Source organism: Actinotignum sanguinis (assembly GCF_030230305.1).
Lineage (GTDB): Bacteria > Actinomycetota > Actinomycetes > Actinomycetales > Actinomycetaceae > Actinotignum > Actinotignum sanguinis.
Window position 1 is genome coordinate 1 of record NZ_JASPCQ010000018.1, and the last position, 25,299, is coordinate 25,299.

At 63.8% G+C, this 25,299-nt stretch carries 20 protein-coding genes and 1 CRISPR repeat array; of the genes, 3 read left to right on the forward strand and 17 right to left on the reverse strand.

Annotated features, from left to right (window positions below):
• Positions 1 to 49: 49 nt before the first annotated feature.
• A CRISPR array of direct repeats spans positions 50 to 1,115; the repeat unit is 29 nt; unit sequence CTCTTCCCCGCGCGAGCGGGGGTAATTCC.
• A gap of 95 nt (positions 1,116 to 1,210) precedes the next feature.
• The 3 genes from QP828_RS07900 to QP828_RS07910 form a co-directional block, all read right to left on the reverse strand.
• Entirely contained in the window at positions 1,211 to 1,417 is a 207-nt protein-coding gene (locus QP828_RS07900; RefSeq protein ID WP_155875821.1) for a hypothetical protein, read from the reverse strand.
• Positions 1,418 to 1,540: 123 nt separating this feature from the next.
• Positions 1,541 to 1,858, reverse strand: coding sequence for a transposase (locus QP828_RS07905; RefSeq protein WP_016442345.1), 318 nt, complete (start codon positions 1,856 to 1,858; stop codon positions 1,541 to 1,543).
• A gap of 375 nt (positions 1,859 to 2,233) precedes the next feature.
• Entirely contained in the window at positions 2,234 to 3,223 is a 990-nt protein-coding gene (locus QP828_RS07910) for an aldo/keto reductase (protein ID WP_016442344.1), read from the reverse strand.
• A gap of 159 nt (positions 3,224 to 3,382) precedes the next feature.
• On the opposite strand from QP828_RS07910, the gene QP828_RS07915 reads away from it, so the two are divergent.
• Positions 3,383 to 4,390, forward strand: coding sequence for a diacylglycerol/lipid kinase family protein (locus tag QP828_RS07915; RefSeq protein ID WP_016442343.1), 1,008 nt, complete (start codon positions 3,383 to 3,385; stop codon positions 4,388 to 4,390).
• 58 nt (positions 4,391 to 4,448) lie between these two features.
• On the opposite strand, the gene QP828_RS07920 is transcribed toward QP828_RS07915, so the two are convergent.
• Positions 4,449 to 5,591 carry a branched-chain amino acid aminotransferase gene (locus QP828_RS07920; protein ID WP_016442342.1) on the reverse strand — a complete coding sequence of 381 codons (1,143 nt, stop codon included), beginning with the start codon at positions 5,589 to 5,591 and terminating at the stop codon, positions 4,449 to 4,451.
• Positions 5,592 to 5,621: 30 nt separating this feature from the next.
• Complete coding sequence (locus QP828_RS07925; RefSeq protein ID WP_016442341.1) at positions 5,622 to 6,692, reverse strand: 3-isopropylmalate dehydrogenase; 1,071 nt, start codon at positions 6,690 to 6,692, stop codon at positions 5,622 to 5,624.
• A 234-nt stretch (positions 6,693 to 6,926) separates the two neighbouring features.
• On the opposite strand from QP828_RS07925, the gene QP828_RS07930 reads away from it, so the two are divergent.
• Positions 6,927 to 8,108 (forward strand): thiolase family protein, encoded by a 1,182-nt coding sequence (locus tag QP828_RS07930; protein WP_274733432.1) that lies wholly within the window; start codon positions 6,927 to 6,929, stop codon positions 8,106 to 8,108.
• Positions 8,109 to 8,165: 57 nt separating this feature from the next.
• Here the strand turns inward: QP828_RS07930 and QP828_RS07935 are convergent, their stop codons facing one another.
• The 6 genes from QP828_RS07935 to QP828_RS07960 all read right to left on the reverse strand — a co-directional run bounded on the left by QP828_RS07935 (position 8,166) and on the right by QP828_RS07960 (position 14,592).
• Positions 8,166 to 9,533 carry a PFL family protein gene (locus QP828_RS07935; RefSeq protein WP_016442339.1) on the reverse strand — a complete coding sequence of 456 codons (1,368 nt, stop codon included), beginning with the start codon at positions 9,531 to 9,533 and terminating at the stop codon, positions 8,166 to 8,168.
• 127 nt (positions 9,534 to 9,660) lie between these two features.
• Positions 9,661 to 9,927, reverse strand: coding sequence for an ACT domain-containing protein (locus QP828_RS07940; protein ID WP_039898278.1), 267 nt, complete (start codon positions 9,925 to 9,927; stop codon positions 9,661 to 9,663).
• Between the two features lie 138 nt (positions 9,928 to 10,065).
• A complete protein-coding gene (locus tag QP828_RS07945) occupies positions 10,066 to 10,881 on the reverse strand; it encodes a DsbA family protein (protein ID WP_274733430.1) in 816 nt (271 codons plus the stop codon).
• A 125-nt stretch (positions 10,882 to 11,006) separates the two neighbouring features.
• Positions 11,007 to 12,035, reverse strand: coding sequence for a ketol-acid reductoisomerase (gene ilvC, locus QP828_RS07950; protein WP_016442336.1), 1,029 nt, complete (start codon positions 12,033 to 12,035; stop codon positions 11,007 to 11,009).
• 144 nt (positions 12,036 to 12,179) lie between these two features.
• Entirely contained in the window at positions 12,180 to 12,743 is a 564-nt protein-coding gene (gene ilvN, locus QP828_RS07955) for an acetolactate synthase small subunit (protein ID WP_016442335.1), read from the reverse strand.
• A gap of 46 nt (positions 12,744 to 12,789) precedes the next feature.
• Positions 12,790 to 14,592: an acetolactate synthase large subunit gene (locus QP828_RS07960; protein WP_274733509.1), complete on the reverse strand. Its 1,803-nt coding sequence runs from the start codon at positions 14,590 to 14,592 to the stop codon at positions 12,790 to 12,792.
• 324 nt (positions 14,593 to 14,916) lie between these two features.
• Here QP828_RS07960 and QP828_RS07965 point away from each other — a divergent pair, with 324 nt between their 5' ends.
• A complete protein-coding gene (locus tag QP828_RS07965) occupies positions 14,917 to 16,218 on the forward strand; it encodes a threonine/serine exporter family protein (protein WP_284891497.1) in 1,302 nt (433 codons plus the stop codon).
• Positions 16,219 to 16,265: 47 nt separating this feature from the next.
• On the opposite strand, the gene ilvD is transcribed toward QP828_RS07965, so the two are convergent.
• The 6 genes from ilvD to QP828_RS07995 all read right to left on the reverse strand — a co-directional run bounded on the left by ilvD (position 16,266) and on the right by QP828_RS07995 (position 24,899).
• Positions 16,266 to 18,110 (reverse strand): dihydroxy-acid dehydratase, encoded by a 1,845-nt coding sequence (ilvD, locus tag QP828_RS07970; RefSeq protein ID WP_284891498.1) that lies wholly within the window; start codon positions 18,108 to 18,110, stop codon positions 16,266 to 16,268.
• A gap of 88 nt (positions 18,111 to 18,198) precedes the next feature.
• On the reverse strand, positions 18,199 to 19,071 hold the full coding sequence (locus tag QP828_RS07975; protein WP_284891499.1) for an ABC transporter ATP-binding protein: 873 nt from the start codon (positions 19,069 to 19,071) through the stop codon (positions 18,199 to 18,201).
• Positions 19,058 to 20,179, reverse strand: a complete 1,122-nt coding sequence (locus QP828_RS07980) for a FecCD family ABC transporter permease (RefSeq protein ID WP_274735100.1) — start codon at positions 20,177 to 20,179, stop codon at positions 19,058 to 19,060. The genes QP828_RS07975 and QP828_RS07980 overlap by 14 nt, the downstream gene beginning before the upstream one ends.
• Before the next feature lie 33 nt (positions 20,180 to 20,212).
• Positions 20,213 to 21,952, reverse strand: a complete 1,740-nt coding sequence (locus tag QP828_RS07985) for an amino acid ABC transporter ATP-binding/permease protein (protein ID WP_284891502.1) — start codon at positions 21,950 to 21,952, stop codon at positions 20,213 to 20,215.
• Positions 21,936 to 23,687, reverse strand: coding sequence for an ATP-binding cassette domain-containing protein (locus QP828_RS07990; protein ID WP_284891504.1), 1,752 nt, complete (start codon positions 23,685 to 23,687; stop codon positions 21,936 to 21,938). Before QP828_RS07990 ends, QP828_RS07985 begins: the two co-directional genes overlap by 17 nt.
• A gap of 123 nt (positions 23,688 to 23,810) precedes the next feature.
• Positions 23,811 to 24,899 carry a heme/hemin ABC transporter substrate-binding protein gene (locus QP828_RS07995; RefSeq protein ID WP_284891505.1) on the reverse strand — a complete coding sequence of 363 codons (1,089 nt, stop codon included), beginning with the start codon at positions 24,897 to 24,899 and terminating at the stop codon, positions 23,811 to 23,813.
• Positions 24,900 to 25,299: the final 400 nt, after the last annotated feature.

Sequence of the window (25,299 nt, forward strand, 5' to 3'; positions counted from 1 at the left end):
CGAGCGGGGGTAATTCTAAGCCGGGCATTAGCCCGCCGGTGCTGCTCTTCTCTTCCCCGCGCGAGCGGGGGTAATTCCAACCATTTAAAGAGAAAGAAAAAAGGGGGAAACTCTTCCCCGCGCGAGCGGGGGTAATTCCCTGACTGGGACTTCTACCACGACCTTTACAAACTCTTCCCCGCGCGAGCGGGGGTAATTCCCGCCCCGGATGATCTCGCGGTGGAGTTTGAGGCTCTTCCCCGCGCGAGCGGGGGTAATTCCCTCGCCGAAAATGGCCATAATCAGAAATGGCTCTCTTCCCCGCGCGAGCGGGGGTAATTCCAGCATCGCTGCTTTTATTATTTTCAATAAAAGCTCTTCCCCGCGCGAGCGGGGGTAATTCCCTCTTCACTCCCCAGAGGGGAGGAGGAGCGCCCTCTTCCCCGCGCGAGCGGGGGTAATTCCTACCGGGGCGGCTAGTTGTGTGGTGGCGTATTCTCTTCCCCGCGCGAGCGGGGGTAATTCCTAACCTTACCTACGACAGGGCCGAGGGTAGGACTCTTCCCCGCGCGAGCGGGGGTAATTCCGCGGTGTCGCCTGCGTTCCGTCGTCATGGCGTCTCTTCCCCGCGCGAGCGGGGGTAATTCCACGCATGGATACCCTCCCCTGACACCAAGTTCCTCTTCCCCGCGCGAGCGGGGGTAATTCCCCGCTTTCGCAAAAGAAGGGCCTGGATCTGGTCTCTTCCCCGCGCGAGCAGGGGTAATTCCAAGCTGCGCAATATTGAACGCTGCGCTGTTGACTCTTCCCCGCGCGAGCGGGGGTAATTCCCTGAAAATGTGGAGGTGCTTGCCCCGGGTATTCTCTTCCCCGCGCGAGCGGGGGTAATTCCCGTGTCCACAGTGGCGGGCAGTTCGGTCGGCGCTCTTCCCCGCGCGAGCGGGGGTAATTCCTGAAGGGTCGATGGGGCAAATGGTGGTCTCTGCTCTTCCCCGCGCGAGCGGGGGTAATTCCGCGGTCATGTTAAAGTGAGGGTCAATCTTGCGCTCTTCCCCGCGCGAGCGGGGGTAATTCCAAGGTTGTTGAGGCCAAGCCGGAGCAGACTATCTCTTCCCCGCGCGAGCGGGGGCAATCCTATGGCCACACCAGCATTTGGCGAGTCACCGATGGAAGAGCTCCGCGATTGTCACCACCATGCATCGCAATATCACCATGACACTGACCGACCCGACTAACCATTTCCGTGTTTTTCGGAGAAGAGATAAGCAGAGACAACAGCTCTCGCTAACACCTCACCTGCCTTTTCCAGCCTCACGATCTCGGCATCTTTAGCTGCGAGTCCTTTTTCGCGCCGCTGTTCTAAACGTTTCATTTTAGCTTCGGCCGTGTCTGCGCTTCGATGCAAACGTTGTTTTTCGCGCTTATCACGGTTACTCATGATCCGAGTCTTGCGTGGGAAACCCCGAATGTTCAAGTCCCAGCAATGTGACGGAAATTCAACAGTGAATGTGGTCCCCAACTCACCGGAGACTTCTAGCGTGAGGATCTTCCTGGCCGTCACTCACAATGTCTGATGTGGGTGGCCTGCTTGACACGCAAAAAAGGCCGACGCGGCTTTCAGGAGTTCATTAACGTCGCGGAGTTCCTGGTTCTCCCGGCGCAACCGCATGTTCTCTGCGAGCACGTCTTCTTCCGCCCGCCTAACCGGCCCGTTCTTACGGGCTTGCTGAACCCATCGGCGGGCCGTATGCCAGGAAACGTCATGTTTGGACGCTACGACCCTGCACGCATCTTGTAAAGATATCCCCTCGGCGAGGATCCGCTTCTCAACAAGGCGGATAACACGGTTCTTAGTTTCCTGATCAAATTTCTTCGACATAATCCAGATGTCCTTATCTACTCAAAAGGAAGAAACCTGGATCACTTCACTTTTCCATGCTTTCTCTCCTTTGAGATACAACAAGACTACCAGATGATTATCAGGTGTAAAAGCATCAAACATGTCCATATAATATCTTTTCTCGCGTCTGCATATTTCGACGCAAGGGAAAGAATTATAGGCCAGCAAACACTGTTACCCCCGCTTACACGGGGAAAACGGCCCACCTAGGCAATGCATCAAACCTTGACCTACCCACGCCTTAGCGTGGAAAACCGCTCGCTACGAGCCTAGTCGATGGAGGCGAACCCGGAAAACCAACACACATGAGAACTTCTGTCAATCTTCCAAGCCCGACGGCCACCCCCACAAGCCCTAGAACAACGCCACTTTCTCCGGCGGCGGGAAGATTGCGTCGAGCTCAGTTAAGTCCGCGCTGCTCGGCTCCCACACCAGGGAGGCTGCATTCTGGCGGACTTGCTGCGGCGTCGTCGCACCGGCAATAACGGATGCCACGCACGGCCGCGAGGCCAACCACGACATCGCCACCTGCACCGGCGTCAAGCCGCGCGCCTGCGCAAACGCAACAAAATCCTCGATCTGATCCCAGTCCGTGGATTCGAGCAACGCCGCCTTAGAGTGCGCAATCCGCGAACCCTGCGGCGCCTCACCCCGCCGATACTTGCCCGTCAGCAATCCGTTCGCCAACGGGAAGTACGGGAAGATCCCCAGGCCAAAGCGCTGCGCCGCCGGCACCACCTCGAGTTCCGCGCGTCGGTCAATCAAGTTGTAATGCGACTCGGTAGCAATCGGGCCCACAAACCCCCGAACAGCCGCCAAATGCGAAGCGTCAGCAAGCTGCCACCCGGCATGGTTCGACGTCGCGTAATACCGAATTTTACCCGCCCGCACCGCGTCCGAAAGCGCCCCGAGCGTCTCCTCGGGCGGCGTCACCCCATCCGGCGTGTGATAAAAATACAGGTCAATCGCCTCCACGCCGAGCCGCCGCAAGGATGCCTCCAAGGCCCGCGTCACGTAGCGCCGTGAACCGCGCGCCCCGTAATCAGCGCCGTTACGCCCCTGCATATCCATACCAAATTTTGTTATAACGACGACGTCGCGGGCCCGCTCCCCCACTTCCCGCAGCGCCTTTCCGAACATGGTTTCCGAAAGCCCCGGCTCTTTGCCGTACACGTCGGCAAGATCAAAGGTGGTGATTCCTTCTTCGAGCGCCGCGCGCACAACCGCATCCGTGCCTTCTTGTGTTTCGGTTTGCGTATGGGCGCGGCCAAAATTATTACCACCGATGCCGACGGCGGACACCATCAGGCCCGACTTCCCTACCGAGCGATACGTCATTGCCATACCGCCAGCCTAGCGGACACCGAGCGCGCCCGTTCCGTAGCTCGGTTACGATGAGGGAACAGTGCTCACCTGTGAGCGGTGTTTTCGGGCGCGGCCCCGGCAGGGAATTATGAGGCTCGGAGCGCGCCACCACCACCGAGGGAAAGAGGGCTTGCCACTATGTCAGATTCTGCGGCGCAACAGCACCAGCACAACGGCTATCCGGAGGGGCGGCGCCAGATCCGCCGCGTCGTTCTTCTCACCAACCCGACCGCGGGAAAGGGCCGCGCCACTTCTCTAGCTGCCCATATCACAGCCGAGCTGCTCAAACATGGCGTTGATGTGGTAGGAAACTACGCCACCACCGTCGCGGAAACTCGTAAGAACGCCAGGGCAGCACTGGCCGATCCAGACATTGATGCCCTGGTGACCTGCGGTGGGGACGGACTGGCGAATCTCATCGTGCAGGAGCAGGCCGGTACCGGCAAGCCGCTCGGCTTAGTCGCGGGAGGAACCGGGAACGATATTGCGCGCGGCCTGGGTATTCCCCTCGATGTGCGCGCAGCGGCCCGGGTCATCGCATCCGGGTATACCGTGATGACAGACCTTGGCCTAGCCACCCGCGAAGTAAACGGTGTTTCCCAACCCGAGCGCCGCTATTTCGCCTCAATCCTCGCCGCGGGTATCGATACCCGCATTAACGCGCGGGCGAAGCAGATCCGGTGGCCAGGAGGTTCGGCCGCCTATTTCCTCGCGGTTCTTGCCGAAGTAGCAGCCATGCGCACCGCCCCACTCACCTTGAGCATCGACGGCGGCGAACCCTTCACCCTAGAAGCTACCCTGTGCGCGGTTGGCAATACCAGCAGTTACGGAGGCGGGATCCGAATGTGCTCGCACGCGGATCCGCGTGACGGCAAGCTGGCACTTACCGTCGTCAGCCCGGTATCGCGCCGCACCGCGGCTCGCAACCTCCGCAATATCTACACCGGAGATTTCTCCAAACTGCAAGATATCGTCACTCAAATCCAGGTAAACAGTGTTCGCCTGGAGATGCCCGACCTTATTCCGGCGGTCGATGGCGAAGACCTCTTCCCCACTCCGCTCACCGTGACGGTAGCCGCTGGTGCCGGATGTTTCCTCGTCCCGCCGCCGCGCCAGTATCGAGCCCAGACGCACAAAACGAACTAGCCCAAACCCGCGGGCGTCGCTCACCCCAGCGCCGCGCGCGTAACGCCGCCCAACCCCGCTAGGCGATCCGGTACATCCAGCCAAAGGGATCTTCGCGGGTACCGTTTTGGATGCCGGTGAGCTCCTCGTAAATCCGCTGGGCCACGGTGTGGGTGGGCAGCTCAACGCTGAAGTCCTCCCCGGTGAGCTGGCCGATAGCGGTCACAACGGCCGCGGTCCCGCAGGCGAACATTTCTGCCACGTTCCCGTCCTGAATACCGCTCACCACATCACGCAAAGCGAGAGTATCTTCGCGCACCTCAACCCCGGCGCGGCGCAGCAGCTGCATAATGCACGAACGGGTATTCCCGGGCAAGATATTGCCGGTGAGTTTCGGGGTGGCCACGCTGCCGTCCGCGTACACCACAAAGACGTTCATCCCGCCCAGTTCATCAAGGTTCGTGGCGGTTGCGGCGTCAAGGAAAAGAACCTCATCGTACCCGGCCGCACTTGCGGTGACCTTGGGCAGCAGCGAGGCCGCGTAGTTCCCGCCAGTTTTCGCCGCGCCCATACCTCCGGGGCCGGCGCGATGGTAATCGGGCTCCACCCACACCTTGATGGGCTGGAAACCATTGGGGAAATACGCCCCGGCTGGCGACGCGAGCACGATGTACTCGTACGCGGCAGCCGCACGCACCCCGAGGAAAGCCTCCGAGGCGAAAATGAAGGGCCGCAGGTAGAGCGATTCCCCCTCCGCGCCCGGCACCCAGCGCCGATCCTGGCGCACCAGGTTCACCAGCGAGGCCACAAAATCATCCACGGGCAGTTCCGGAATCGCCAAGCGATGCCCGGAGAAGTTCAGGCGCGCCCCGTTGTAGGTGGGTCGGAACAGCCACAGCGAACCGTCCGCATGCCGGTAGGCTTTCAAACCTTCAAAAACTTCCTGGCCGTAGTGAAGTACCGCGCCGGCCGGGTCCAGGCTGAGCGGGCCGTAGGGCACGATGGCATGGTTATGCCAGCCCTCTTCCGCGGTCCACGTTGCCCGGGCCATATGGTCAGTGAAGTAGCGGCCGAAACCGGGGCCGGCCAGCACCTGGCTAATCTCCTCTTCGGTGGCCGGGTGTTCATTCGGGTGAACAACGAACCGGCCGGCGAGGCCATCCGCGGGCGCGGGGGTGGTAGCGGCAGCTTCCAGTTCTTCCGGAGTGCTCGGAACGCTCATACCTGAGTCCTTCTTTCTTCGTGGTGATCCTTAACGGTTATCTTCCATAGCGGCGAGAATAGCATCACCGATCTGGGTGGTTGTGCGGCGCAGCGGCGTTCCGGTTGCCGCGGCCGCGGCGCGCGCTTCCATATCTGCCCTGATGGCCGCCTCAATACGCGCGGCCGGCTCAGCGAGCCCGAGGTGGCGCAGCATGAGCGCCGCGGAGGCGATTGTTGCCGTCGGATCTGCTTTCCCGGTCCCCGCAATATCCGGCGCTGAACCGTGGATCGGTTCGAACATGGAGGGGAAGTCTCCTTCCGGATTAATATTGCCCGACGCCGCAAGCCCCACGCCTCCGCTTACCGCCCCGGCTTCGTCGGTCAGAATATCGCCAAAGAGGTTATCTGTCACGATGACATCGAAACGCTGCGGGTCGGTCACCAGGTAAATCGTGGCGGCATCCACATTGCAGTAATCAACGTTTACGCTCGGGTACTCCGCGGCCAGGCGGTTCACGGTGCGCTGCCACAACCCACCCGCGTGCACGAGCACATTGGTTTTATGGACGAGGGTGAGGTGGCGGCGAGGCCGGGATGCTGCCAACTCAAAGGCGTAGCGCACCAAACGCTCAGTTCCGTGAGCGGTGTTTACAGATACTTCGGTTGCCACTTCGGTAGGCATGCCGCGGTGAACACTGCCCCCGTTGCCCGAGTACAGACCTTCGGTTCCCTCGCGCACCACCACCAGGTCAATATCTCCCGGTACCGCTAGCGGGGTGGGAACCCCGGGGTAGAGCACACTGGGCCGCAAATTAACGTAGTGGTCGAAGGCGAAGCGCAGCCGCAGCAGAATCTCACGCTCCAGGATTCCGGCGGGCACCCGCGGATCTCCAATGGCGCCGAGCAGCAGCGCGTCATGCCCGGCCAAGGCTTCCAGATCGGCATCACTGAGAGTTTCTCCGGTATCCACATAGCGCTGCGCCCCGATGCTATAGGGTGTCACGCTCAGCTCCGTGCCGCTTTCTCCCAGCGCAGCGCGTAGCACTTTCAGACCTTCGGGCACAATTTCCGGACCGATGCCATCTCCGGCAATAACAGCGAGATTAATAGAGGCGCGCATACGGGTGAGTATACGAGATCCGTCCACTTGGTGAGACTATTCGTCTCACTTTTCGGAATGCTCGGCGGGTGGGACGAAGCAGCGGGGCAGCGTTGAGACCCGCGCGGCGGGAACGTAGGTACAGAACGGAGGCACACAGCTCAGGCTGCACTTAGGCCGGGGTTAGGTACCTCTCCTGGAGCCGGCGCGCCTCTCCTCGTAGAATTGAATTCTTGAATCTCGGGAGGCAAGGTTATGGCGTTCGATTCACCTATCGTCATTGTCAGCGGCGCTCGCATTCCCACGGGGAAGTTCCGCGGCTACTACGCGAATACTCCCGCGCACGAATTAGGTGCGGCGGCGGCGCGCGCGGCCGCCGAGCGCGCGGGTATCCCCATGGCGGATGTGGATGATTTCGTGGTGGGCTGCGTGGGCCAGACCGGTGCCGATGCCTATATTTCCCGCCGGATCGCCCTGGCCGCCGGAGCGCGGGCCTCCTCCACTGCCCTCACTGTCAATCGGGTGTGCGGCTCCGGGGTGCAAGCCCTCGCGAGCGCAGCCAGCGCCTTGCGTTCCGGGGATGCGCGCATCGTCATGGCGGGCGGTGCTGAGAATATGACGCGCCAGCCGGTCATGGATTTTTCCCGCGCCGGTCACCTCAACGGGCCGAAGCACGTGGACGGCACATTTTCGCTGATTTCTGATCCGTTCTCGGGCCGGCCCATGGGCTGGACAGCGGAGCGGGTTGCGGAGAAGTTCGGTATTTCCCGCGCCGAGCAGGACGCTTTTGCGGCCCAGTCCCAGGCCCGCGCCCAGGCCGCCATCGCAGCCGGGGCTTTTGATAAGGAGCGTGTTCCTTTCACGATTGACGCCGGGGAACCCACTGAGCGCGTCGTCGTTGCAGAAGAATATCCGCGCACGGGCGTGACGGCTGAAACGCTCAGCCACCTCCCCCCTGTTTTTGCCGCGCACGGCACCGTAACGGCCGGTAATTCTTCCGGGATTAACGACGGCGCCGCCATGCTCGTCCTCATGCGGGAAGAGGATGCGATTGCGGCGGGTGTGGATATTCTGGGCGAGCTGGTGGATGTGGCAACCGTCGGGGTGGAACCGGAGTACATGGGCTACGCCCCGCGCTTGGCTATTGAGAAGGTGCTTGAGCGTACCGGCCTGAGCCGGGCGGATATTGGCTGGGTGGAACTCAATGAGGCTTTTGCCTCCCAGGCCATTGCGGTGATTCGCGATGCGGAGCTGGATCCGGAGATCGTCAATCCGCTGGGCGGGGCGATTGCGCTGGGCCACCCGGTGGGGGCTTCGGGAGCGATTATTTCACTGCGTGCTCTCCTCAATCAGCGCGAACGCGGAATCGAGCACTCCCTTGTGACACTGTGCATCGGCGGCGGGCAGGGCATCGCGGCGATTATCCGCGCCCGCTAACCTCGCTTGCTAACGACTCCCGCTAAGCTGGCTCGCTAACCGTTCCTCGCCTCGCGCCTAATTCTTGAAAGCGTGCACGGGCGCCGGGATAGTACCCCCGCGGCCAATGAATGCCGCGCTGGAGTACGGGCTTACCGGCATCACGGGAGCGCTGCCAAGCAGGCCGCCGAATTCCACGGTATCGCCTTCGCTCAAGCCCGTAGCGGGGATGACCCGCACGGCGGTGGTCTTGGAGTTCATGATGCCGATGGCAGCTTCGTCTGCGATCATGCCGGCGATGGTGGCGGCCGGGGTATCCCCGGGCACCGCGATCATGTCAAGGCCCACCGAGCAAATAGCGGTCATGGCTTCGAGTTTGGCCAGGCTAATAGCACCGAGCCGCGCGGCTTCGATCATGCCTTCGTCTTCGGAGACGGGGATGAAGGACCCGGAGAGCCCGCCCACGTGCGAGCAGGCCATGAGCCCGCCTTTCTTCACCGCATCATTGAGAAGCGCGAGGGCCGCCGTGGTGCCGTGGGCTCCCACGCGTTCCAGGCCCATGGCTTCCAGGGCGCGTGCCACCGAATCGCCGACTTCCGGGGTGGGAGCCAAAGAGAGGTCAACAACCCCGAAAGGCACCCCGAGGCGCTGCGCGGCAAGCTGCCCGACCAGTTCGCCCATGCGGGTGATTTTGAAAGCGCTGCGCTTGATTTCTTCCGCGAGTTCATCGAAGGATGCCCCTGCTGCCGCCGTAATTGCCCGGGTAATAACACCCGGTCCGGATACCCCTACGGAAACCACGCAATCGGGCATTTCTACCCCGTGGAAAGCCCCGGCCATAAAGGGGTTATCCCCCACCGAGTTAGCAAAAACGACCAGCCGAGCAGCCCCGGAGCCCTTTTCCGTGCGGGCGGCAAGCTCACAAATGGTTTCCCCCATGCGCCCAACCGCGCTCATATTAATTCCGGCGCGTGAGGTTCCGATATTGACGGAGGAGCACACCACCGAGGTGGCGGCCAGCGCAGCAGGAATGGAATCGATGAGCGCCTCATCCGCGCGCGTCATGCCCTTTTCCACCAGGGCGGAAAACCCGCCCACGAAATCCACGCCGATTTCCCGGGCGCATTCATCAAGCATCACCGCCCACGGGGTAAGGTCCTTTTCCCCGCTTGCCGCGGCCACTAAAGCAATCGGGGTCACGGAAATGCGCTTATTAATAATGGGGATACCCAGTTCCGCTTCGATCTGCCGCGCTACCGGCACCAGGCGCGCGGCCCGCTCCATAATGCGGGCGCGGGCCCGTTCGCGAGCGCGCTCGCCATCCGAATCCGCGCAGTCCAGCAGGGAAATCCCCATGGTGACGGTACGGATATCGAGGCGGTCCTCGCGGATCATCGCGAGGGTTTCCAGAATGTTTTGGGCAGTGGGCTCACTGCTGGCATACATAGGTATTCTCCCGTTCCTGTGCGAGTTCCCGTACACGTTGCCGTGTCCGTTCCAGTGCATATCGCTGTGCCTGTTCCGGTGCGCCGGCCAGTTTTACGTACCGGGCCAGCCTATCCACCAGACCGGGCTAGACGCGATGCATGGCGCGAAAAATGGAATCCGCCTGCACGTGGATTTCCAGCGCTTCCGCGCCGCCCAGTTCCGCCATGGCCTGCTGCACCTGGGTAATGGAGCTACCCTCCGGAAGCGCAACTTCGAGGATCATAGTGAAGTACTCATCCATGAGGGTTTGGGTGACGTTGATAATATTCACCCCGAGGCGAGCAAGTTCAGCGGAAACGGCCGCGATAATCCCGGTGCGATCCACCCCGGTCACAGTCATAATGGCTTTCATGGCCTCTATTGTGCCACGCCCCTGCGACAGTTTTTTCACGCTCCGTGCCCCGCGAGCTACAACCGGTCACCCCTGCGGGCCGCAACCAGTCGCTGCCACGCGCCACAACCGGCCACCGCCACTCGCTACCGCCACCACCTACTTCAAGGGCGCGAGGAACTGGTCCAGGTTGCCGTTATTCGGATCGCTCACCAGCTTCTCGTCAATAACAACGGCGGGAATGTACTTCATGCCGTCGGCGAGGAATTGCTCGCGTAGTTGCTTGAGGAGGGGAAGGTACTCATCCGCGGCCAGCGTGGCACGCAGGCTCTCCAGCTGCGCGGCGTCAAGACCCACCCGAGTGGCGAATTGTTCAATCAAGGCCGGGTCGGGCTGCTGGCGTTCGGCGCGGTCCGCGTGTTTCACCACCGGGATGGAGCCTTCTTTGTAGAGCAGCTCGTGGAAATCAAGGTATTTATCCGGGGCGTTGACCGCGAACCACACTTCGGCCTGCTCCCCCTTGACACTGTAGGGCGATTCCTCGAAGCGCATATTCGGGTGGTAGACCAGCGTGATTTTCCCGTCCTTGGCCATCTGGATGAGTTCCTCACCGTGGTCGCGCACCAGGTCATTGCACCAGGGGCACCAGTAATCGGAATACACCCGCACCACCGGTTTGCCTTCGTTGACGCTGCCGGCCACGCCGTCAGCCCCGATAGAAATGCCACCCCACTGATCGAGGGGCGCCGGGATTTTCTCCGTCACCACATTGGCTCCGCGCTGGATGGGTACCAGATGGGCGGGTTCTTGAGTAGCACTCGGAGTCGCGCTGGCGGAGGGCCCGCTGGGCGCCGTCGTGCTATCTGTGGTAGCGGCCACGGTAGGTTTCACCCCCGGTGCATCCGATGTATCGGTGCAGGCGGCGAGGCCGAAAACCAGCACCCCGAGGAAAGCGAAAGCGGAACGACGACGCATATGCAGCCTTTCTCACAGTAGAACTCAGCTCATACAAACCGGCCCACCCGCGGTACCTTGCCGCGAGCGGGCCGGCTAACTGGCGCTTATCCTAGCCGCCCCACCTGGGAACGGCAATGCTGCGCTTAGCGGGCGGTCTGTCCGTCCGTGTAATCGGCGTCCACATCGGTATTCCACGCGAACATGGAACGCACCTCGCGCCCGGTGGCCTCGAGCGGGTGGCTTTCGTGCTCGGCGCGCAGCTTCTTGAATTCAGGGGCACCGGCATCCTGGTCGTCAATGAAGCGCTTGGCGAAGGAACCGTTCTGGATATCAGCCAGCACTTCCTTCATATGCTCCTTGACATCCGGGGTGATAACGCGCGGGCCGGACACATAGTCGCCGTATTCGGCCGTATCCGAGCAGGACCAGCGCTGCTTGGTCAGCCCGCCTTCGTTAATGAGGTCAACGATGAGCTTGAGTTCGTGACATACCTCAAAGTAGGCCATCTCCGGCTGGTATCCGGCTTCCACCAGCGTTTCGAAACCGTAGGTGATGAGCTGGGAAACCCCGCCGCACAGCACGGTCTGCTCGCCGAAGAGGTCCGTTTCGGTCTCTTCCTTGAAGGTGGTCTTAATGGCGCCGGCGCGGGTGCCGCCAATCGCGGCGGCGTAGGACAGGGCCACGTCCCAGGCCTGCCCGGAGGCATCCTGTTCCACGCACACGAGCACCGGCACTCCGCGCCCGTCTTCGTACTGGCGGCGCACCGTGTGCCCCGGGCCCTTGGGAGCCACCATGCACACATCGTGGCCGGCAGCGGGCTTGATATATCCGTAGTGAATATTGAAACCGTGGGCGAAGAACACCGCGGCGTCGGCCTTGAGATTCGGCTCGATTTCCGCGGCCCACAGCCCACGCTGGGTCTGATCCGGCACCAGAATCATGACGACGTCAGCGTCCTTGGTGGCATCGGCCACGGAACGCACCGTCAGGCCCTGTTCCTGCGCTTTCGCCACGGAACTCGAGCCTTCGCGCAGGCCCACCACCACGTCCACGCCGGAGTCGCGCAGGTTGAGCGCGTGCGCGTGCCCCTGCGAACCGTAGCCAATAATGGCAACCTTCTTCGATTGGATGAGGGACAGATCGGCATCGGCATCATGGAAGATTTCTGCCATGGTTTTCTCCTTTTGTTGGTCGGGGCCAGGCCCCGCGGTTGCGGTTTTTCGGTTTCGGTTTCGTTGCGGTAGTGCGGCGCCGCGCACGCTGTAGGCGCGCCGTATATACGACGACGCCGCTATCTTGGCCGCGCGCCACTGCGGCTAGATGCGCCCGCGGGCGAGCGCCTCCGGGAAGTCCCCCGGGTCTCCCGCCATATCGGCGGTGACCCGTTCGGAAAGCGAATGCGCTCCGCGCCCGAGCGCCACGGTTCCCGACTGCACAATTTCCCGGATCCCGTAGGGCTCCAGGGCGGTGAGCAGGGCTCCGATCTTGCGGTCGGATCCGGTGGCTTCAATGGTCACGGCATCCGGCACCATATCGACCACGTGGGCGCGGAAAAGATCCACGACCTGCACCACGTGGGAACGGGTCGTATCATCAGCGCCAACTTTAATGAGGACGAGGCGGCGCAGCACCGCTTCCTCACTGTCTAATTCCACGATTTTGATGACATTGACCAACTTATTGAGCTGTTTGGCCACCTGCTCGAGGGGTTGTACCGCGGCGTCGACCACCACGGTGATCCGCGAGAGCGCCGGGTTTTCCGTTTCTCCCACGGCGAGCGAATGAATATTGAACGCGCGGCGGGCGAAGAGCCCGGCCACCCGCGTGAGCACTCCGGGTTTATTCTCCACCAGTACGGAGAGCGTGTGGCGCTGCGGCATTGTTATCCTTCCTTTCGTGGCGGCTCGAGCGGCGACAGTGCGCTACTCACGCGAAGTTCTCATCCACTTCGGGGCGCAGCCCCTTGGCGTACATAATCTCATCATTGGATACCCCGGCGGCGACCATCGGCCACACCTCCGCATCCGGGGAGGTAATGAAGTCGATAACGACGGGCCGATCATTGATCTCCATAGCGCGCTGGATGGCAGTGTCGACGTCGTCCTTCTTCTCCACGCGCCAGGCCGCGCAATCATAGGCTTCGGCAAGTTTGACAAAATCGGGGATACGGCGGGTGTTGTTCCCGGTTTCCAGATCGGTGAAAGAATAGCGCCCGTCGTAGAAAAGGGTCTGCCACTGGCGCACCATCCCCAGCGAGGAGTTATTAATAACGGCAACTTTGATATTGATGTTATTGAGGCGGCAGGTGGCCAGTTCCTGATTGGTCATCTGGAAGGAGCCGTCGCCGTCAATCACCCACACGGTGCGCTCGGGCTGACCCACTTTCGCGCCCATACCGGCCGGGATTCCGTAGCCCATGGTGCCCGCTCCCCCGGAGGAAAGCCAGCGGTGCGGGTGCTCGAAATGGAGGAATTGCGAGGCCCACATTTGGTGCTGCCCCACCCCGGTCACCCAGATGGTGTCCTCACTGCCCGCCACGGCGCCCAGCCGTTCAATCACGTACTGCGGAGAGACAAGGCCGTCCTCCGTGGGGGTGTAGCCGGCCGGGTAGGTATCCCGCAGGCGGTTGAGGTACCCCCACCACGGTTCCAGATTCGCTTCCCCGTACTGTTCGCGAGCCGCGCGCACCGCCTCAAGAAGGGTGGGAACGGACTGCGCCAAATCACCGATAATGGCCACGTCCGCGGCGCGGTTCTTGGAGACTTCCGCCGGGTCAATATCGAGGTGGATAACTTTTGCCCGCGGCGCGAAACCGTCAAGCGCCCCGGTAACGCGATCATCGAAACGCGCCCCGAGCGCCACGATGAGATCGCTGCGCTGGAGGGCTCCCACCGCGGGAACAGTACCGTGCATGCCCGGCATCCCCAGGTTGTGGGGGTGGGAATCGGGTACGGTGCCGCGAGCCGGCAGGGTGGTGACCACCGGGGCACCGGTGAGATCGCTCAGTTCGGTGACCTCGCGGGAAACCCTGGCGCGCACCGCGCCGCCTCCCACGTAGAGCACGGGGCGGCTCGCGGTGGCGATAAGTTGGGCCGCCTCGCGGACGGCAGCGGGATCCGGTTCGCCGGCCGGGCGGTATCCGGGTAGGTCCAGGCGCGGGGGCCACACAAATTCTGTTTCTTGGTTCTGGGCGGATTTCGCGATATCCACGAGAACGGGGCCGGGGCGCCCGCTCGCCGCGAGGTAAAAAGCTTCTGCCAGGCGGGCCGGAATATCAGCGGCGTCGGTCACGAGGAAAGAATGCTTGACCATGGGCATGGTGGCACCCACGATATCGGCTTCCTGGAAAGCATCGGTTCCGATGGCCGCGGCCCCCACCTGCCCGGTGATCGCCACCAGCGGGACGGAATCCATATTGGCATCCAGCAGCGGGGTGACGAGGTTCGTTGCCCCCGGCCCGGAGGTGGCCATCACAACACCCACGCGCCCGGTTGCCAGCGCATAGCCTTCGGCCGCGTGGCCCCCACCCTGTTCGTGGCGCACCAGGATATGGCGCGGCGAATCGCTATCGTACATCGGGTCATAGGTGGGCAAAATAGCTCCGCCGGGCAGCCCGAAGACGACATCCACACCGAGTTCCGCTAGGGTGCGGACAATGGCGCGGGCGCCGTCCATTTTTTCGCGGATCTCACCGGGATGGTCCCGGTGAGACGCGGCCGACGCGCCCATCGCGGATGCATTCATCTCGGATGCGGCCATGGTTCCTCCTTCAACCTGATTCACCTGGTTCTTCGGGCCTGTTCTCCTGGAGTGCCGAGCGGGGTGGCTAGCTGTGGTGGTTGGCGCATAAAAAATCCCCTCACGTGAGGGGAGCGCGCAACCGGTGGTGCGCGCTACCTCACTACGATAATAAGAAGAATCTGAGCCATGCCCTTCAGACTACCGGAGCGCGGTCCGCGAACGCTAAAAAGATCAATCTGTCTCACATCGTGGATTTCGGTTTCATTGTTCGGACAGTTTTCCGGAGTTTTTCGGGAAGCGTACCCTGGACGCGTGACGTTTTCACACCGGCCCCCTGCGCCGCAGCAACCCAGCCATCTGCGCTATGCCGCGCGGGCGGTGCTGCGCGCCGGATTGCTACTCCTGGCGAGCGGTGCCTCCGCCTACCGGGTCAAACACTCGATGGAACGCACCGCACACGCCCTGGGAATCCGCACGACCCACGCCGCGGTATCCTTCACCGAAATTACGCTCACCTGCTACGGCTACGGGGATGTGTGCACTCTCACCGGGGAACAGCGCGCCCTCGGGGTAAACGCCGCCCGTATCGACGCGCTTATTACGGCCATTGATGCCCTCCCGGACGGCTCGACTCCCGCGCGGGTCACAAGCACCCTCGACGATGCGATAGCGCGGGCCCGCACCTACCCGGCCTGGTTACTCGCCCTGGTATCCGGGCTGGCCTGCGCCTGTTTCTGTTTCCTCAACCGAGGCGGGGTGGTGGAATGCTCCGCGGTTTTCTTCGCGGCGAGCGCGGGGCAGGCGGCGCGCGGCTGGTTAGCTCGCCGCCTCGTGAACCACTTCGGGATTTGGTTCCTGGTAGGAGTGCTAGCTGCGGTGCTGTATCTCGCCACGGTGGGGGTGGCTGAAGCCGCGTGGCATATCGCGGTGGTGCACGAGGCCGGGGTGGTTTCCGCCCTCCTCTTCCTCATTCCCGGTTTCCCGCTCGTCACCGCGATGCTCGATACTATTCGCGCCGATTTCTCCGCCGGCCTGACCCGCGGGGCCTACGTCACCATGCTGATGCTGGCCGCCGGGATGGCGGTGTGGGTCGTCACCGTCCTCTTCGATACCGATATCGCCCCGCACGCCGCTTACGTCATCCCCGAACCGTGGCTAGCGCTGGCGCGCGCCGCCGCGACCTTCGTGGCCTCCTACGGTTTCGCTATGCTCTTCACGGCAGAACAGGGTGCCGCGCTGCTGGCCGGGGTTATCGGCGCACTTGTCAATGCCGCCCGCCTGAGTGCCCAGGACGCCGGCTTCTATAACGTGGCCGCGGTGTTCCTCGCGGCCCTGGGCGCCGGGATCCTCGCCCATCTCCTCACCCGCCGCACCCGTTTTTCCCGGGTCTCGCTCAGCGTCCCAGCCGTCGTCGTCATGATTCCCGGGGTGGTATTTTTCCGCGGCCTGCACGCCATTAATGCCGGGCAGATCGCCCAGGCAGCCGGCGCACTCACCAATGTGGTTCTTGTTATTTGCGCGGTGGGGGCCGGGGTGGCAGCCGCCCGCATGATCACCGACCGGCACTGGCTCATGGAGCCACCCCACGAGCTCAGCCCGGCCTTTGACGACTAGCCGGTAGCACGCCGGCGCTAGTAGGGTGAGCGCGGCCCCGTGGTGCTTTAGTCGACCCGGCCGTCCACCACCCGCACCGCCCCGCGATCCGCCGAGGTGGTCATCATCGCGTAGGCACGTAGCGCCTTGGAGACTTTCCGGTCGCGATTCTCCGGGTGCCACGGTAGTTCACCCATCTGGGCGCGCCGCTCGGCCAGTTCTTCTTCGGAAACATCCATGGCGAGCAAGCGGGTGGGAACGTCGATAATAATATGGTCCCCTTCGCGCAGCAGCGCAATATTGCCACCCGCGGCAGCCTCCGGGGAAACGTGCCCGATGGACAGCCCCGACGTCCCCCCGGAAAAACGCCCGTCGGTAATCAGACCGCACACCTTTCCGAGACCCAGGCCCTTGAGGTAGGAGGTGGGATAGAGCATTTCTTGCATCCCCGGCCCGCCCTTGGGACCCTCGTAGCGGATCACCACGATATCTCCCGGTTCCACCGCCTTGGACAAAATAAGTTCGACGGCGGCCTCCTGGGAATCAACCACTCGGGCCCTCCCCTCGAAGTGGAAGAGTTCCTCGCTGATGCCGGCCGTCTTGATCACCGCGCCGTCCTCCGCGAGGTTCCCGCGCAGCACGCACAGTCCGCCATCCTTGGTATAGGCGTGATCGGCGCTGCGGATACACCCGTGTTCTCCGTCCAGATCCGGGCTTTCCCAGGTGGAATCCTGCGAAAATGCGCGGGTGGTGCGCACGTTGCCCGGCGCGGCGCTGAAAAGATCACGAGCTTGTTCCGAAGGTGCCACCCCGCGAATATCCCAGGTTTCCAGCCAGGATTTCAGATCATCGGAATGCACCGAATGCACCGAATCATCGAGCATGCCCGCGCGGTACATTTCCCCGAGCAGCGCCGGGATCCCGCCGGCCCGGTGGAAGTCCTGAATATGGAATTCGGTGGAGTTCGGGGCGAGTTTGACCATGCAGGGCACTCGCCGCGACAGCGCATCAATATCCGCCAGCGTGAAGTCCACATGCCCTTCCTGGGCGATGGCCAAAATATGGAGCACGGTATTGGTGGAGCCCCCCATGGCCACGTCCATGGACATCGCATTGGTGAACGCCGCCTTCGTCATAATATTGCGCGGCAGCACGCTGGCGTCGTCGTCGTGATAATAACGTTTCGTGAGCGCGACGATGCGCTTCCCCGCCTCTTCGAAAAGCCTGCGGCGCCGGGTGGCGGTGGCGAGGGTCGAGCCGTTACCGGGCAGGGACATACCCAGCGCTTCGGTTAGGCAATTCATGGAATTCGCGGTGAACATTCCCGAGCAGGAACCGCAGGTGGGGCAGGCGTTTTCCTCCACGCGCGCGAGCTCGTCGTCCGTGATGGAATCGTCCACGGCCAGGGCCATCGCGTCGATGAGGTCAATATTATGGTCGACGACGCCTTCCACCGGCTTACCCGCCTCCATGGGACCACCGGACACAAAAATAGTGGGAATATTCAGGCGCATGGCGGCGATGAGCATCCCGGGCGTGATTTTATCGCAATTGGAAATACACACGAGGGCATCCACGGTATGCGCATTGCACATATATTCGATGGAGTCGGCGATTATTTCGCGGCTGGGCAGCGAGTAGAGCATGCCGTCGTGGCCCATGGCGATGCCGTCGTCTACCGCAATGGTATTAAATTCGCGCGCCACGCCGCCGTTAGCCTGAATAACATCGGCCACGATTTTCCCGACGTTACGCAGGTGGACGTGCCCGGGAACGAATTGGGTGAAGGAATTAGCGATGGCAATAATCGGCTTTCCGAAATCTTCCGAGCCCATCCCGGTAGCGCGCCAGAGCGCCCGCGCCCCGGCCATATTCCGACCTGTTGTTGAGGTTGCCGATCGCAGCTGCGCCATAGTTCCCCTTCGTATCGTGTGTTGTGGTGGCGGGCGGTGCCGCCGTCGTCCTTAGTCTAGCTGTGTCCACGTAGTGAGAATTGCTTTCTCACTTTACGGACGTGGTTGCGGTGGTGGGAACGACGACGATAGTCCCATCGCCCAGCGTCTCCACTCGGATCGGCCAGTCGTAGACCCGGGTCAGCAGCTCCGAGGTGAGCACCTGGCGCGGGGTGCCGGCCGCCTCCACCCGGCCGTGGCGCAGCAGCACCACGTCATCGCAGAGCGCGCCGGCCAGTTGAATATCGTGCAGCACTGCGACGACGGTATGCCCGCCGGCCGCCAGGCGCCGGCACAGCTCGAGGAGGCGCTGCTGGTGGGAAATATCCAGGGCCGCGGTCGGTTCATCCAGGAGCACCACCCCGGCACGCTGGGCAAGAACCCGCGCGAAGGTGACGCGGGCCTGCTCGCCGCCCGAAAGGCGGGTGACATCGCGATCCTGGAGGTGGGTGACATCGGCGGCGTGCAGGGCGGCGTCGATAATGGCGGCGTCCACCGATCGCCCGGCACCGGCTGCACTCCCAGCGCCGGCGCCCTGCCCGGCACCGGCGCCCCGCCCCGCCCCGTTCCCGGATCCGAGACCCATGGCCACCAGGTCACGCACCAGATAGGCGAAGGGGAAGGTGGAGTTTTGCGGCATAACGGCGCGCATCTGCGCCAGCTCCCGCCAGGAAAGGGAGGAAACGGAGGTGCCGCCGATGCGCACCTGCCCGGACGTGGGTGCTTGGTCACCGGCGAGCAGCGAGAGCAGCGTGGATTTGCCGGTGCCATTGGGGCCGAGTACCCCGAGGACCCGCCCGGGCTGAGCGGTGATGCTGACGTCGTGGAGAACCCGGTGGCTACCGTAGGCGAAGCTGAGGTGTTCGGCCACGAGTGCCCCGGCCGGCCCACCCGCCGCGGAGAAGAGATCAACCACGGGCACCTCGCAGGTTCTTGCGCAGCAGGATGAAGAAGGTGGGGCCGCCCACCAGCGCCGTGAAGATCCCGATGGGGAGTTCCGCGAAAGGCACGAGGGTGCGGGCCGCAAGATCGGCGTAGGTGAGAAGTACCGCCCCGCCTAGCAGCGCGGCCGGGATAAGCATGCGGTTCATCGGGCCCATGAGGAGTCGCAGCACATGCGGAACAATAAGGCCCACGAAGCCGATCACTCCGGCGAAGCACACGGCGGCGGCGGTAAGGATGGCGGTGAGGACGATGGCGGCGGCCCGCAAGGCCGCGACGTTCACACCCACGTGCCCCGCTTCGCGCTCCCCCAAGCTGAGCAGATCGAGGCGGCCGGCCAGCGCGAGCGCCCCGAGGATACCGACGCCGACCACCGCACCCACCACGGCGACCTGGAACCAGGAGGCCCCCGCCAACGAGCCCATCTGCCAGAACACGATTTGTTCGCGGGCGTTGGTATCGGCAAGGTAGGTGGCGATGGAGGTGAGGGCGGAGGCCACCGCGGTCACCGCGATACCGGTGAGCACCAGGGTGAGAGTTTCAGCCCGCCCCTGCGAGCGCGCCAGCAGGTAGACGGTGGCGGAGGTGACGAGCCCGGCGGCGAAGGCCCCCAGCGGTACCGACAACCCGCCCAGGGCCCCGGGAACAAAGACCATGGTGAGGGCGGCCCCGAAAGCGCATCCGGAAGAAACCCCGATAATTCCCGGTTCCGCCAGCGGGTTGGAGAAGACCGCCTGCATGACGGCGCCGGCCACTGCGAGCGCCCCTCCCACCAGGATCCCTAAGCAGATACGGGGGAAGCGAATATTCCAGAGCGCCGCCATGATGAGGGGATCGTCGGGAGGTGCGGTCAGCCCGAAGCGGGCGGCGATACCGCGCGCCACGTCCCCCACGGTCACGGGGAATTGGCCCAGATGCGCGGAGATAAGCATTCCCAGTGCAAGGAGCACGGTGAGGATGAGGAAGGTCCAGACGCGCCGGCGGCGGCGGGCGGCGATGCCGGCGGGTACCGGAGGCACGGCTGGCGCGGCGGGCACCGCGGAGAGCGCGGTGGCCGCGTGCCGCTGGTTGCCGCGCTGTCCACTCATTCTGTCTATCTTGCCTTAATGTTGCACGGAGCGCTAATGGCGCGGCGTCCGGGCTTCGGTGATGTCTGCGGGTGGGCCGATCAGCACCAGGCGCCCGCCCGAAAGCACGGCCACAGTATCCGCTTCGCGCACCGCATCGAGGCGGTGGCTCACTTCAATAATGGTTGTATCGGGGAGGGCGGCGCGCAGATTGGCCCGAATCCCGGCTTCGAGTTCGCTATTGAGGGCGGCGGCGAATTCATCGAGGATGAGGACGGCCGGGCGCATGAGCACCGCGCGGGCCAGGCACAGCCGCTGCACCTGCCCTCCCGAAAGCGCGTATCCGGTGGGTCGGCCGTGCGAGGTACCGCCTCCCACCCGGGTGGCTAAGCCCTCCGGCATGGCTCGCACATCGCCCTCCAGCCCGGCCACGGTCAGGGCGCGCCACAGTTCAGTTTCGCTAGCGCCGGGAACTCCCAGGCGCAGGTTATCGGCAATAGTCCCGGCCACGATCTGGCTTTTTTGGGAAACCCCCACCACGCAGGCGTGCAGCGAGGCAACGTTGAGATCCGTGGTGGCAATCCCCCCGATGCGCACCGTCCCGGACGTCGGGTCATCGTAGCGTTCCAGCAGGTGCACAAGCGTGGATTTCCCCGAGCCGGAACGCCCGGCCAGCACGGTGTGAGAGCCGGCCGGAATACGCAAGCTCACCCCGCGCAGCACCTCGCGTTCACGCTCCGGATAGGTGTAGTGGACAGCGTCGAATTCTACCGACAGGCCACGTTCGGGCATGAGGATACCGGGGCCGTCCGGGCACGGCTGGGGCGCGTGCGCGAGGGCATAAATGCGCCGGGCGGCCGCGAGCGAAGCGTCGAGGGACGACGCCGCATCTTCGAGAGCTTGGGGGCCTTCCCATACCCGCAGGGCCGCCACCGCGCCGGCCGCCGCGAGCGGCAGGGAGATAGTCGGGTCGTTGAGGCTAGCCGCGATAATCCACGCCGCGCTCAGCCCGGCGGCAAGAATATTGGCCCCGCGGCGCAGCCCGGCCACCCAGGCGGGGAAAGATCCGCTGGTGGCAACTTTCGCGCCGAGGGCAGCTGTTTCTTCCATACGGTCGGCAGTGCGCCCGAAGACGAGCACATCTTCGAGGCCGTATAGCGAATCGGTCACATGCGCGGCCAGATCGGCGCGGGCGGCGAGTTGCGCCGTCGTCGCATCAATGGCACGCCGGGTACCCGCGTACGGGATAACAGCGAGTGCGAGCACCGCGGCCACCGCCGGCAGTGCCATCGCGCTCCACCCGAGCACCGCGCCGCCCACCACCAGCGCGGCCGGGGTGAGCACGTAGGCGCAGACCACCGGAGCCACCGTGTGCGCGTAAACCACTTCGATACGGTCAATATCGCGGGTGAGGGAGGCGACCATATCCCCCGAACGCGAACGGGTCATAATCCCGGGGGCCTTGGGCCACAGGCTGGCAAAAACGCGAGTGCGCAGCAGCTCCAGGGCCCGGAAAGCCACGTAGTGCCCGGTGAATTGCTCGAGGTAGCGCAGGCCCGCTTTGAGGAGCGCGAGGAGAGCCACGAGCCAGAGGAAGCCCGCTCCCCCGCCGCTGCTCACGGCCGCCACCATTCCGTAGGTAGCCACCGCGAAAAGCCCGATATCCGCCACCTGCCCGGCGGCCCGGCACAGGGTGGAGAGCGCGAGCGGGCCGTGGACGGGGCGGGTCAGGGAAAGCAGCCAGGGCACAACGGTGCGCAGCCCCGGCGCTGCGTTATTATTCGGCGCGGACATCGCTGACCTCCTCGAGAATTCCGGCGCGGACCCGCACCACCCGGTCCGCCAGGGCCGCTAGCGCGGGACGGTGCGTGACCATGACGAGCGTGTACTCGGGCCCGAGCGCTGCCAGCGCCGCGCAGATCCGGTCCTCGGATTCCATATCGACCTGGGCGGTGGGTTCGTCAAGGAGCAGCAGGGTGCGCCCGGCCAAAAACGCCCGCGCTAGAGAAATGCGCTGCGCCTGCCCACCGGAAATCAGCGCGGAATCCTCCCCGAGATACGTATCGATTCCTGCTGGCATCCGCGCCACGTCTTCAGCCACCTGGGCGCGTTCAAGAGCGTCCCACATCTGCTGCGCGGTGGCGTCCGGGCGCGCCAGACGCAGGTTATCGGCAATGGTTCCGGTAAACATCCACGTTGTTTGAGCGACGACGGCGCTGCGCGCGCGCACCTGCGCCAGATCACCACTGCCGGCATCCACGCGGACCCCGGCTACCTGCACGCTCCCGGCCTGCGGACGTAAGGCGCCGCGCAGCAGGGCGAGGAGGGTGGATTTCCCGGCTCCGCTCACGCCCACAATCGCGAGGCGTTCCCCGCGCTCCACACGCAGGTTTGCCGAGGTCAGCACCTCTTCGCGCCCGTAATTCACCGCCGCGTTAGTCACGGTGATGAGCGGAGCTTCACCGGCGGGCCGGGCTGCGCTGCCACTCGGAAGCGCATCGTCATTCGCGAGGGTGCGGGGAGCCGCAGCTGCGCCGTCGTTCCCGCCACGCGGAGCGATGGAAAGGTAACGGGTGATGGCTTTTTGGGCGGCACGCCCGCCCATACCGATGTAGAAGAATCCCGCCACCTGCGAGAGCGGTTCGAGGAGCACCACCGCGAGCAGAGCCACGGCAAGCGCCTGCCACGGCGCGAGGTGCGCCGCGCGGGCGGTGGTGAGCCCGGCGGTGAGGCAGATAAGGAGGAGGCCGACCAGGCCGTCCATAACGATAATGACGATTTGGTTACCGGCCAGCATCCGCATAATGGCGCGGCGGTTGGTTTCCCCACGGCGCGCCAGGTCCGCTTCGATGCGTTCCCCGGCGTTAAAGAGGCGAATGGTGGTCATATTTCGGATGGCATCGAGGTAGCTATCCACTAGGGTGTCACGCGCGCGGCGTGATTCGCTGGAGGCGCGGCGGAAGAAACGGAAGAAGAGTCCGATGCCCGCCGGGATAAGCGGGAGGGCCGCCATGACGCCGAATCCGATGACCGGGTCGATGGCCACGCCGATAAAGGCAAGGGTGAGGAATGGGGCGAGCAGCGCACCGATGGTGGTACCCACATAGCCCTGCCGGTAGTTGGTGATTCGTTCGACGCTATCGGTGAGGAGCGGGAGGAGCCGCCCGGCCGTATAGGGCGTCGGGGTGCCGGTGCGGGCCAGCGTGAAGGTTCGTTCCAGAAGCAGACCGCGCAGCCGGCGTTCTTCTGCGCGAGCTGCGCCGGTGCTGCCCACGCGTTCAGCAGTGGCGCAGGCACCGGCACACGCGAAGAAACCGGCCGCGAGCCAGAGGTGGCCGGTGGCGGGCAGCGCCGCTGTACCAGCAGGCGCACCGGCGGCCTGCGCGCTGGCGTGGGCCACCGTCACGTAACCGGCAATAATCGCCGCAATGGTGGCCAGGCGCAGGAAGGCCGCGATGAGTGCGGCGCGGCGCCCGGGTGCGGAAATCGGGTCCGCCCCGCGCGAGCTGGGGCGCTGGGCCACGGTCATCCTCTCACTATCCTTTCGTGCTGTGCTACCGCGCGGGCACACTAGCCGCCCGCGCTTTCCCACTACCGGCCGGGTTTTTCATCATCGGCCGGCGTGTTTTCTTTACCAACCCACGTGTTCCCACTACTGGGCAGTGTAGAGCGCTTGGCCCATCGCCCGGATCAGATCGCCACTTTGCGGACCGAAGCCGAGGGAAAGATTATCGGGAATGGCGAGCACACGCTGTTTCTTCCCGGCCTCGGTTTGCGAAATGCCGGGCTGCCCTTCGAGGGCCTCGATCCCGCCGAGCGCGCTCAACCCGTTGGTCATCACGATAATAACTTCCGGGTTAGCCACGAGGAGGGCTTCCTGGCTGGCGGGCCGGGCCTGGGTGACTCCCGCTTCCCCGGCCATATCGTGCCCGCCCACCGCGTCAATAACGTCGCTGGCACCCGATTCGCTCCCGAGCAGCATGAACAGGCCGGCCTGCGGGCGAATATTGAGGAAGACCATGCGCAGCGGATCGGCCGGGGCGAGCTGCGCTACGTCGATACGAGCCTGCGCGATGGATTGCGAAATCTGGGCGGCGAGTTCTTCGCCGGCCTGCCCGGCACCCACAGCGCGGGCTACTTCGGCTGCGCGGGAGGGTGCGTCGTCGAACGTCGTGGCGCGCGAGAGTCGCACCACCGGAATACCGGATGCTTCTAGTTGGGCGAGGGCACCTTCCGCCCCGCGAATGGTGCCGTCGGTGAGAATGAGCGTGGGTGCAAGGCGCAATACCGCTTCGGCATTGACGGTGTGCCCGCTTTCGGTGACGACCGGCACGCTCGCGAGGCTCGGCTCGGTATCGGATATGGTGCGACCCGCGATGGTGTGGCCCAGCCCGAGGGCGAGAAGCGTTTGCGAAATCGCGGCGGACATATCGAGCGTGACAACACGCGATGCATCGGTCACGGTAACTTTCGCGCCGCTGGCATCCGTGATGGTGACGGGAAGGTTGACCGCTGCCGGTACGGTCGGATGCGGTTCAGGGAGCGGGGCAACGGTCGCCATCCCGGTGAGGCTACGCGGATCGGATACGGGCGCCGCGGTGGTGGGCGTGGGCGCCGTTGCCCCCGCCTCCGCTGCTGATGCGCCGGGCTGCTGCGGGGCCTGTCCCTCTGTTGTCGCGGTTGTCCCGCATGCGCTCAAGGCGAGTGTGAGCACCGCGCACAGCGCTCCCCAACGTTTCATTCTTACCTCCATTTCGCCTCTACCTTAGGGTACGACGACGCAGCTAAGCCCCGCGAGCAACCCCGCGAGTATGTCGCTATCCAAGGCTGCGCCAATCATGTATCGGACGGTACCACACCCATCGGGCAAGGTTGAGCCCTGGCGACGCATCCGCCTAACTGTCGCTATGTGATCGTTTCTTTCGGGCTGTTTCGGCCTTATAGGCCGGTTTTTGGGTCAGCCTCTTTGCTGGCCCCTTATAAGCATCGTTCCGAACGCGTGTGTTCTCGCTGGTTAAATGTGTGTGGGGTGTTACCCCAACCGAGTAACACCCCACACACAACAAGAAACATGGCGGCAGCAACCTACTCTCCCACACCCCACCGAGTGCAGTACCATCAGCGCAAACAACCTTAGCTAC

Coding starts and splice junctions, on each gene's coding strand:
- QP828_RS07900 (WP_155875821.1), bottom strand. CDS start 1,417: ATGAGTAACCGTGATAAGCGCGAAAAACAACGTTTGCATCGAAGCGCA.
- QP828_RS07905 (WP_016442345.1), bottom strand. CDS start 1,858: ATGTCGAAGAAATTTGATCAGGAAACTAAGAACCGTGTTATCCGCCTT.
- QP828_RS07910 (WP_016442344.1), bottom strand. CDS start 3,223: ATGGCAATGACGTATCGCTCGGTAGGGAAGTCGGGCCTGATGGTGTCC.
- QP828_RS07915 (WP_016442343.1), top strand. CDS start 3,383: ATGTCAGATTCTGCGGCGCAACAGCACCAGCACAACGGCTATCCGGAG.
- QP828_RS07920 (WP_016442342.1), bottom strand. CDS start 5,591: ATGAGCGTTCCGAGCACTCCGGAAGAACTGGAAGCTGCCGCTACCACC.
- QP828_RS07925 (WP_016442341.1), bottom strand. CDS start 6,692: ATGCGCGCCTCTATTAATCTCGCTGTTATTGCCGGAGATGGCATCGGT.
- QP828_RS07930 (WP_274733432.1), top strand. CDS start 6,927: ATGGCGTTCGATTCACCTATCGTCATTGTCAGCGGCGCTCGCATTCCC.
- QP828_RS07935 (WP_016442339.1), bottom strand. CDS start 9,533: ATGTATGCCAGCAGTGAGCCCACTGCCCAAAACATTCTGGAAACCCTC.
- QP828_RS07940 (WP_039898278.1), bottom strand. CDS start 9,927: ATGAAAGCCATTATGACTGTGACCGGGGTGGATCGCACCGGGATTATC.
- QP828_RS07945 (WP_274733430.1), bottom strand. CDS start 10,881: ATGCGTCGTCGTTCCGCTTTCGCTTTCCTCGGGGTGCTGGTTTTCGGC.
- ilvC (WP_016442336.1), bottom strand. CDS start 12,035: ATGGCAGAAATCTTCCATGATGCCGATGCCGATCTGTCCCTCATCCAA.
- ilvN (WP_016442335.1), bottom strand. CDS start 12,743: ATGCCGCAGCGCCACACGCTCTCCGTACTGGTGGAGAATAAACCCGGA.
- QP828_RS07960 (WP_274733509.1), bottom strand. CDS start 14,592: ATGGGCGCGTCGGCCGCGTCTCACCGGGACCATCCCGGTGAGATCCGC.
- ilvD (WP_284891498.1), bottom strand. CDS start 18,110: ATGGCGCAGCTGCGATCGGCAACCTCAACAACAGGTCGGAATATGGCC.
- QP828_RS07980 (WP_274735100.1), bottom strand. CDS start 20,179: ATGAGTGGACAGCGCGGCAACCAGCGGCACGCGGCCACCGCGCTCTCC.
- QP828_RS07985 (WP_284891502.1), bottom strand. CDS start 21,952: ATGTCCGCGCCGAATAATAACGCAGCGCCGGGGCTGCGCACCGTTGTG.
- QP828_RS07990 (WP_284891504.1), bottom strand. CDS start 23,687: ATGACCGTGGCCCAGCGCCCCAGCTCGCGCGGGGCGGACCCGATTTCC.
- QP828_RS07995 (WP_284891505.1), bottom strand. CDS start 24,899: ATGAAACGTTGGGGAGCGCTGTGCGCGGTGCTCACACTCGCCTTGAGC.